Origin of the sequence: Rhodanobacter sp. Root179, assembly GCF_001428465.1 — a bacterium.
In the GTDB taxonomy this organism is placed as follows: domain Bacteria; phylum Pseudomonadota; class Gammaproteobacteria; order Xanthomonadales; family Rhodanobacteraceae; genus Rhodanobacter.
In genome coordinates this window covers 1-7804 of record NZ_LMHR01000015.1, presented here as the reverse complement: position 1 = coordinate 7804, position 7804 = coordinate 1, and the positions used below count along the sequence as shown (strand labels likewise).

Below are 7804 nucleotides of genomic sequence, written 5' to 3'. Positions count from 1 at the left end.
GAATTCCACGCCCAGCGCCTGCAGCCGCTCGAAGGCCGCCCGGCAATCGTCCACCACCAGCACCAGCGGCGGCATCGCGCCCTTGGCCACCATTTCGCAGAGCGTCTGCGCGGTCGCCGCGTCATGCATCGGCGGCCCCGGCCGGAACAGGCCGAGCTGGAACGAGGGCTGCTCCGGATGCCGCACGGTCAGCCAGCGATAGTCGCCGTTGCGCGCATCGGCATGGACGACAAAACCCAGCTTCCCGACATAGAACGCGAGCGCTTCATCCTGATCGCGGACATACAGTCCGGCTACATCGACACCTTGGGTCATGGTGGAACCTCCGTGGATTGGAGTGCCTTTTTACCGGTCACCGCACTGCGCCGCTTCTCCGAAACTGCGCTCTTGAGATCGGGCCGATGCGCGGCGCGCACGATGCACTCCGGAACATGCCCGCGCCCATGCGGCATCGCCCGCTGGCGCGCGCGGAACTCCCCCGGGCTCTCGCCGGTGATGTCGCGGAAAATCCGCCCGAAGGTGCCGATGCTGTTCCAGCCGGTCTGCAGCGCGACCTCGGTGACGGCCAGATCGGTATCGCGCAGCAGCGCCGTGGCGCGCTCGATGCGGCGGGTGAGCAGGTAGCGGTGCGGCGGCATGCCGAACGCATCCCGGAACGAGCGCGCAAAATGCGCCGCCGACACCGCGCTCACCTGCGCCAGCCGACGCACCGGCCACTCCTCGTGGGGCGCCCCGTCCATCCGGTCCTTCGCCCGCAGCAAGCGCCGCAACAGTTCGGGACTCTGGCCCATGTGCCCTCGCCAATCTCGTGAACGCAGCAGAGCCTACAACTTCGCGCCAGCAGGCGGCTCGACATCCAGGCAGGCCACGTCTTGCGAGGTGACGGAACCGGACCTGAGCACGAGTTGCGTGTGACCTCGCGTCGCGCAACGCCGGTTTCGTCAGCCGGCAGCCATGACGGCCGACCACGAGACGGGGCCGGCACGATCCGGCGCAAATGTGTCGGCGCGTTTCAGCCTGGCGTTCTGACGACGCCCGGCGATGACCGGGGCGTCCCGATTTCAGGGGCGTTTCCGGATGTCGGCGTCAGGCCGCCTTGCCCAGATAGCGCGCCCGCTTGGCGGGCTTGAGTGCCGCCAGGTCCAGCATCACCAGTCCGTCGACGCAGCCGGAGAAGCCGGGGTCTTCGCCGAAGTCCAGAAACTGCACGCCCGACGGCTCGACCAGGTCGACATACTGGCGGTACAGCACCGGCAGGCTCACGCCCAGCGCATCCAGATGATGTTTCAGCTTGCCCAGACCGGCGGGTGCGTCCAGTCCTTCCAGCGCCTGTCGCACGCCCTGGCGGACCTCCGCGGAAATCACGAACGGCTGCCTGGCCGCGGCCAGCCCCGGCGCGCCGAAATAATGCTGGTGCGCGGCGGCGATCCATTCGCGCGCCTCGCGCGGCAGGCTGACCGACATGCTCACCGGACCGAACAGGTAACGCAGCCCGGGGTGGCGTTGCAGGTACAGGCCGATGCCCTGCCACAACTGATCCAGCGCGCGCGAACGCCAGTACGCCGGCGCAATGAAACTGCGCCCCAGTTCCAGTCCCTGCGCCAGCCGCGATTCCAGCGCCGGCGAATAGTCGAACAGGCCGGAGGTATACAGGCCCTGCATGCCCCGTTCGGCCAGCAGCTTGCCGCCATGGCCAAACCGGTACGACCCGGCGATGCGCAACGCCTTGCCATCCCACAACACCAGATGCTCGTAGTGCGGATCGAACGCATCCAGGTCGCGACGCGCACCCACCCCCTCGCCGACCTTGCGGAAGGTCAGCTCGCGCAGGCGGCCGATCTCGCGCAGCACGGCGCTGTCGGCACCGCCCTTGAGCAACAGCAGTTGCTTGCCATCGTTGAGTTCGGCCAGCAGCTCGGTACGCGCCAATTCGGCCGCCACCTGCCCAGCCGGCTCCGGATGCGCCAACGGCGCCTGGCCACCGAAGATCAGCCCACGACGCCGGCCGACCCGATACACATGCCGTCGCATCAACCTGGCCGCCTGCGTCGGCGAGCCACCGCTGCGCTGTGCAAGCTCGTTCGCCGCCACCAGCGCGCCGATGCTGAAACCGATGCGCCGGCTGCCCGGCGCCACCGCCTCGCGCGGCAGCATCGCCGTGCTCAGCGGCTTGGCCAGCATCGACATGCCGTAGAACATCGTCGAATTGCGCGCGGCCACGTGCACCGGCAACACCGGTACATTTCGCCGCAGTGCCAGCCGCGCAAAGCCGTCCGACCAGCGCCCGTCACGCACGCCGTCGGGGCGCATCCGCGAGACCTCGCCGGCGGGAAAGATGATCAGCGCCTGGCCGTCGTCGAGTGCGCGGTAGATCCCGCGCAGCTGCGATGCCGCGCCCTTGCCGAACACGTCCACCGGCAGCAGCAGCCGGCCCAGCTGCGGCACCGTCGCCAGCCAGTCGTTGCCGAGGATGCGCACATCCGGTCGCACCGAACCGATCAGCTGCAGCAGCGCCAGCGCGTCCTGCATGCCCAGCGGATGATTGGCCACCACCAGCAGGGGACCCTCCAGCGGGATGTGTTCGCGTTCGCGCAGGTTGAGCTGATAGCTGGTGCCCAGCACATCCAGCACGCGCTCGACAAAATCGAAACCCTCGGCCGCGCCAACCCGGCTCAACACGCGATTGAAACCGTCCTCATCGGCCAACCGGCCCAGCATGCCCGACACCGGGCGACGGATGGCCGGATACTGCGCGAGCCACGGCAGGCGCTCGACCAGTGACTGCTCGATACTCAGCATGGCGGTGTCCTCGAATCGACTGCCGCCATCGTGCAGGGGGATTGTGACAATCGGTCGGTGACGCCGCCGGGGCAAGGCGCCGTCTGGCGGCATCAGGTCGAACGGCTGCGCCTTCCTGCATGCCGGCTCACGATGCCAGCTGCGTTCAGAAGGCGAACTTGCGGAGGCAGGCCACGTCACTGCGCGCAGGAAGGTTCCGCCACCGTGAACCTGCGACCTGATGCTCGGCAAATGAAGCCGATCCCCTGGCCGCCTTGGCCGTCAGGTGTCCGCAAATGCCACGCCCTTGTCGCGGAGCGCGGTGCGCAACGGATCGAGCAATGGGCCGTAACACGCGGAGACCTTCGTCGCGGCACTGAGCGGCCGGCGCACCTGGCCCGCGCTCGCCGTGCGCACGGCGCGCGTGGAGCGGTCAAAGCTCAGGCACGCGGCATCGAACGGCAGCCGGCAATGATCGAGCAATGCGCGGATCCCGGCCTCCGAATCGGCCAGGAAGGTTTCATGCACCTGCTCGTGGATCGACCCGGCATGCCGCTGTTCCCAGAAGCGCATCAATCTCGACATGTCGGCACTGTAGGCTGCCAGATGGCGAAGGTCGTAGGTATACGCCGCCTCGCTTCCAAGAAAGGAGTGCTTGAAGCAGCTCCAGCAGGTCTCGACGGGATCACGGCGACAATAAACGAACCTTGCCGAAGGCAGCATCGCGCGGATGGCCCCCACGTAGCGCCAGTTGTCCAGTTGCTTGTCGGTGAACACCGGTTTCGACCGGCGCCATGCGGCGGTTCTCGCGAGATATTCCCGTCCCAGGCGGGCCCAGTCGTCCCCGGTGGCCTTGGCCGCCCACCCCGGCATGGCCTCCCCCCGCCGCTCCGATTCGCCCGCCAGCACGGCATGGACATCCAGCAGCTCGCCGGCGCCTTCGACCTGCGGATGCGCGCCGAGAATCTGTTCGGTGAGGGTCGAGCCGGACCGCGCCATGCCCACCACGAAGATGACTTCCCGTCCCAGCGAGGCATCCGACGCCTGCCCGATGGCCCCGGAGAAGCCTGCCACCGCAGCGTCGACAAACGTCGACAGCTCGGCGGGCTGCCAGCGCCCCAGGGCCGCTTTCGAGGCATTCGCTTCGACCAGGATCGGAAATGCCTCGGGGTAACGTTTCGCGGCCTCCAGCGCCTGACCATAAATGAAGCCCCAGCCCGCGTGCTCCGCAGTGCCCGGGGCGGATTGACGATACAGCTCGCCGATAAGCTCGAGTTCCGCGTCATCCAGGCGCACCGACTTCAAGCCGAGCAGTCCGACCCAGGCGGCGAGCAGGCCGGGGCGAAGCTGCAGGGCCGCCCTGAAGTCGGCCTCGGCGGCATCCAGCTGACCCAGGATGCGCAGGTTGTTGCCACGAAGAGTGCAGGTCTCCGGCTCCGGCACGAGTGCGATGGCTTGGTCGCAGGCCTTCTTCACCGCCTCCGCATCTCCCACGGCGTCATGCGCACGTGCCAGGTTGTACCAGTAGTCCGAGCGTTGCGGTGCGAGCGCACACGCACGGTCGAAACAGCCGATCGCCTCCCGGTGATCCGAGCATCCGGCATAAGCCGCCCCCAGACTGTTATGCAGGGCCGCGACATCCGGGAATTGCAGCAACAGCGAACGCAAAGCGGGAATCGCGTCTTTCGGCCTTCCCTGCTGGATGCTGTATCTGGCCTTGCGCTGAAGAAACTCCGCTCGCCCTGGCTGTCCCGCCAGCAGCCCGTCGATCAATCGCGACGCTTCCGCAAGTTCGCCCAGCTGGGCCAGTCGATCCACCTCGCGCAACTGCTCGCCGACATTCAAGGTGGAGGACGATGGCCGCTCATGTGCGCCCTTTTCGTTGTCCGCCTGTCTCATGAGACATGCCCCGCGGCGCTCGCACACATCCCGCACCAAACCTTCACGACCATGACAACCCGACTCCCATCCAGAAGACGGGGCAATTGAATGCCCCTGCCCGCCAATGACCGGCACCATCGCCGGCAAACCGCATCAGCCTACAACCATCGGACTGGATCCTGTTTGTGCCGCCATCACCGCAGGCGCGCAAGGCTATAGCTGGTCAGGCGTTCACGCGCATCTCGGGCAAATCCCATGACGCTGGTTGCGCTGCGCGCCCTGCCTGGCGCGGGCTGCAGCTCCGAAGAGCAGGGGAAGACTATCGACGTGGTTGCGGGAAGGCATGAGGGGAGATGACCTTGCGCGCATCCCGCAACACGTGAGTCAGGGGGCGCACTGGGCGAAGAGCGGTTTAAGCGCATGGCGGAAATGACCCTCGGGCGGCCCGCTGTCTGCCGTCCATGCGGGCGACCAGGATCAACGAGCGAGACTTAACTAACTCCGTCCCCTTTGATTGCCATGCCTTTGAGGACAGCGATGACCGATGAGTGTTTGGCAAGCTGCAAGGGCCGCTGACACGGCTCTAACCAGAACGGTGACTGGCGCGATCTTCGCGCCGCATGAAATACAGCGGCTGGTGGTCAGCGGCAAGACGGGACATCACCATCTCCGACGCAGGACGGAGACGGGTTTTTGCGTGCCTATTGACCTTGGCGGCGAAATGGTGACCCCAAGGTTTCCGCTCTGGCTTCGTAACCCGTGAGGAATGACCGCATCATGCGCGCACTGTTCCTTCAGTCCGCGTGCAACGTGTTGATTGATCGAGGGGATTCGTAGGGAAACCTCAGGCTCCGTCCCCTTTGATTGCCTTTGATTGGTTTTTGTTCGTTCCTTTTGCTCTTTCTTCTTTAAGCAAGCGCAAGAAGACATGAAGGTCCATGTAGCTATGCAACACCACAATTTTTCGTTTGCAGAAGTCCCCGCTAACGTTAGCATCCGGCATTGCAATGGGAAACTGATCCAAATTTGGCGATTCGGGCATCATGAAAATAGTGTCCGCCGTTAAAACAATACTGCTGTTTGACGACTTACCTGGTAACGCACCAAGCAAGAAAGGTACGGAATGGAAGCACCCCCTCTTTTCATCAGGATCGCCGAGAATAAAGAGATAAGTAGCTCCGACAGATATATCAGCTGCGCAGACATATACATTTTGGCTGCCCATGGGACCTTTCGGTGCGTCTGTCAATGTTCGCTGCGGCGACACCAAGGCTTTTACGTAGTATGTTCCTCGCGATGAACGCTTTGATCCTTCAGCCACTCCTGAGGCAGAATCGGCCCGAGCCTCCACCTTCGCTTCAGTGACAACCCCAATGAACATATACTTTGCGTGAGCAAGCTGATTGAATTGACCGGCGGAGGCAGTCGGAGTAGTCATCCATCCCATAAGTGCAATAAAAAATAGCGGTACAGCCCACGATTTTCGCGCTGAAGCTACCAAAATCGACTTGGAAGATATGATGTGTGTCATGTTATCAGTGCCCTCCATTACGTATATATAAATTTACCGCCTTACTCGCCCAAGAATTTGCAACACCCTCTCCTTCTGGGCCGTTGGCAGAATGAAGGTTTATATGCACGAACTCATGCTCGGTAATGAAGAGTAACGAGTTATTGGCACTCAAGGGCAAAAGAGGGCAAAAGGGGTAGGGCAAAAGGGGTCAGAGACATTATTCACGACCGATCCCGGTAGCTCGGGCCTTCCCTGGCGGCCAGCCTCGCGGCCTTACCGTCGCGACGCGTCGCAGTTCTGCCTCAATGGCGTCTTGAAACCGGCTGGTTCCCAGGGCACGCTGCTGTTGCACGTAAGCGCGAATCTCGCTCATTCGATCCTCCCCGATCGCTTCAAGAGACAAGGCACGATAGGCAGCGCAGCGCTCATCAACTGTTGCACCCAACTGAGCATACTCGTCGTGCGGGTGAACGAGACGGTCGGTCACGCCCTCCGCGTTGGCGCGGTAGCTTGACCAGGCGTAGTCGCTCGGCGCCTCCACCATCGCGGCGCGCACGGGGTTGAGCTCGATGTAGCGGTAGCAAGTGAGCAGGTAGCGCTCGCTGTCGATCAGGCAGGACTTGTAGCGCCCCTCCCAAAGCGTGCCGCTGCGCCGATAGGTCGCATTGAAGTAACTCACATAGCGGCGACCGAGAGCTTGCATCGTTCGCGCGACGGCACCGGTCACCTCCGGTGTCATCAGCAGGTGCACGTGGTTGGTCATCAATACATAAGCGTGGACTCGACAACCCTGTGCCAGCGCTGCCTCACCGAGCTGACTCAGGTAGCACCGGTAGTCCTGCACGCGCAGGAAGCACGGCTGGCGATTGTTCCCGCGCTGGATGACGTGTTGCGGAACCCCGGGCAAGTCCAGACGGCGCTGACGTGGCATGACGGCCTCCCGCCATCTTCTGACCAGCCCCATCCTCGCAGCCCGAACCAAGCCCCATCATCAGCTCAGACCACCACTCCTCGTCGAATAATGTCATTGACCCCTTTTGCCCCCTTTTGCCCTTGCAACCCAAATTCCATCCCTGAGCTTTTCCCTTGCCCCTGAATCCGATCTGCCGCAGCGCACATGGCCCTCAGATGATTCTTGAGGCAGGATATTGCGACTTCAGGGGGAAGCACATGGAAAACTTGCAGGGGATGGGCGCGCCGACTCGCGAGATCGGTGGCTTCTGGCTTAAGCCGTGTGCGATGGCTTTAGCCGTGACGCTGGCACTTGGACTTTCGGGCTGTGGCGGCGGAGGCGGAGGTGGCACCAACGTCAGGCCCACACCACCCGTACCCCCACCGACAGGTGGCACGGGTTTTAACGGTGGCGAGATCGTCGTCGGTTCCGACGACGTCACCGTCTTGTCAGACGACATCGGCGGCGCGGTCAACCTCATTAAAAGTGGCACCGGCACGCTGGTGTTGACCGGCACGGACACTTATACCGGCGGTACCAGAATCAACCTGGGCACGCTGCAGATCGGCAACGGCGGCACCACCGGTTCGATCACCGGCGATGTAACGAACAATGCGTCGCTCGTGTTCGACCGCAGCGACGACGTGACTTTCAACGGCATCGTCAGCGGCAGCGGTTCG

General features: G+C 63.6%; 7 protein-coding genes. 1 reads left to right on the top strand and 6 read right to left on the bottom strand.

Annotated elements, in window-relative coordinates; translation table 11 throughout:
• From ASD82_RS00235 to ASD82_RS00215, 6 genes are all read right to left on the bottom strand, one after another.
• A partial coding sequence (locus ASD82_RS00235) for a VOC family protein (protein ID WP_056713723.1) occupies positions 1 to 315 on the bottom strand: 315 nt, incomplete at its 3' end.
• Positions 312 to 791, bottom strand: coding sequence for a helix-turn-helix transcriptional regulator (locus ASD82_RS00230; RefSeq protein ID WP_056713720.1), 480 nt, complete (start codon positions 789 to 791; stop codon positions 312 to 314). The genes ASD82_RS00235 and ASD82_RS00230, both read right to left, overlap by 4 nt.
• Before the next feature lie 295 nt (positions 792 to 1086).
• On the bottom strand, positions 1087 to 2799 hold the full coding sequence (locus ASD82_RS00225) for a lysophospholipid acyltransferase family protein (RefSeq protein ID WP_056713717.1): 1713 nt from the start codon (positions 2797 to 2799) through the stop codon (positions 1087 to 1089).
• 261 nt (positions 2800 to 3060) lie between these two features.
• A complete protein-coding gene (locus tag ASD82_RS00220; protein WP_056713713.1) occupies positions 3061 to 4677 on the bottom strand; it encodes a sulfotransferase in 1617 nt (538 codons plus the stop codon).
• A gap of 826 nt (positions 4678 to 5503) precedes the next feature.
• Positions 5504 to 6190 carry a hypothetical protein gene (locus ASD82_RS17530; RefSeq protein WP_157599140.1) on the bottom strand — a complete coding sequence of 229 codons (687 nt, stop codon included), beginning with the start codon at positions 6188 to 6190 and terminating at the stop codon, positions 5504 to 5506.
• A 199-nt stretch (positions 6191 to 6389) separates the two neighbouring features.
• Positions 6390 to 7103 (bottom strand): transposase, encoded by a 714-nt coding sequence (locus tag ASD82_RS00215; protein WP_056713724.1) that lies wholly within the window; start codon positions 7101 to 7103, stop codon positions 6390 to 6392.
• Between the two features lie 239 nt (positions 7104 to 7342).
• Between ASD82_RS00215 and ASD82_RS17255 the strand changes: the two genes are divergently transcribed.
• Positions 7343 to 7804, top strand: a 462-nt coding sequence (locus ASD82_RS17255) for an autotransporter-associated beta strand repeat-containing protein (protein WP_200950193.1), incomplete at its 3' end; no start/stop codon positions are given.

What these genes read in the sequence shown, in the direction of transcription:
- ASD82_RS00230 (WP_056713720.1), bottom strand. Translation starts at nt 791, where the DNA reads ATGGGCCAGAGTCCCGAACTGTTGCGGCGCTTGCTGCGGGCGAAGGAC.
- ASD82_RS00215 (WP_056713724.1), bottom strand. Translation starts at nt 7,103, where the DNA reads ATGCCACGTCAGCGCCGTCTGGACTTGCCCGGGGTTCCGCAACACGTC.
- ASD82_RS17530 (WP_157599140.1), bottom strand. Translation starts at nt 6,190, where the DNA reads ATGACACACATCATATCTTCCAAGTCGATTTTGGTAGCTTCAGCGCGA.
- ASD82_RS00225 (WP_056713717.1), bottom strand. Translation starts at nt 2,799, where the DNA reads ATGCTGAGTATCGAGCAGTCACTGGTCGAGCGCCTGCCGTGGCTCGCG.
- ASD82_RS00220 (WP_056713713.1), bottom strand. Translation starts at nt 4,677, where the DNA reads ATGAGACAGGCGGACAACGAAAAGGGCGCACATGAGCGGCCATCGTCC.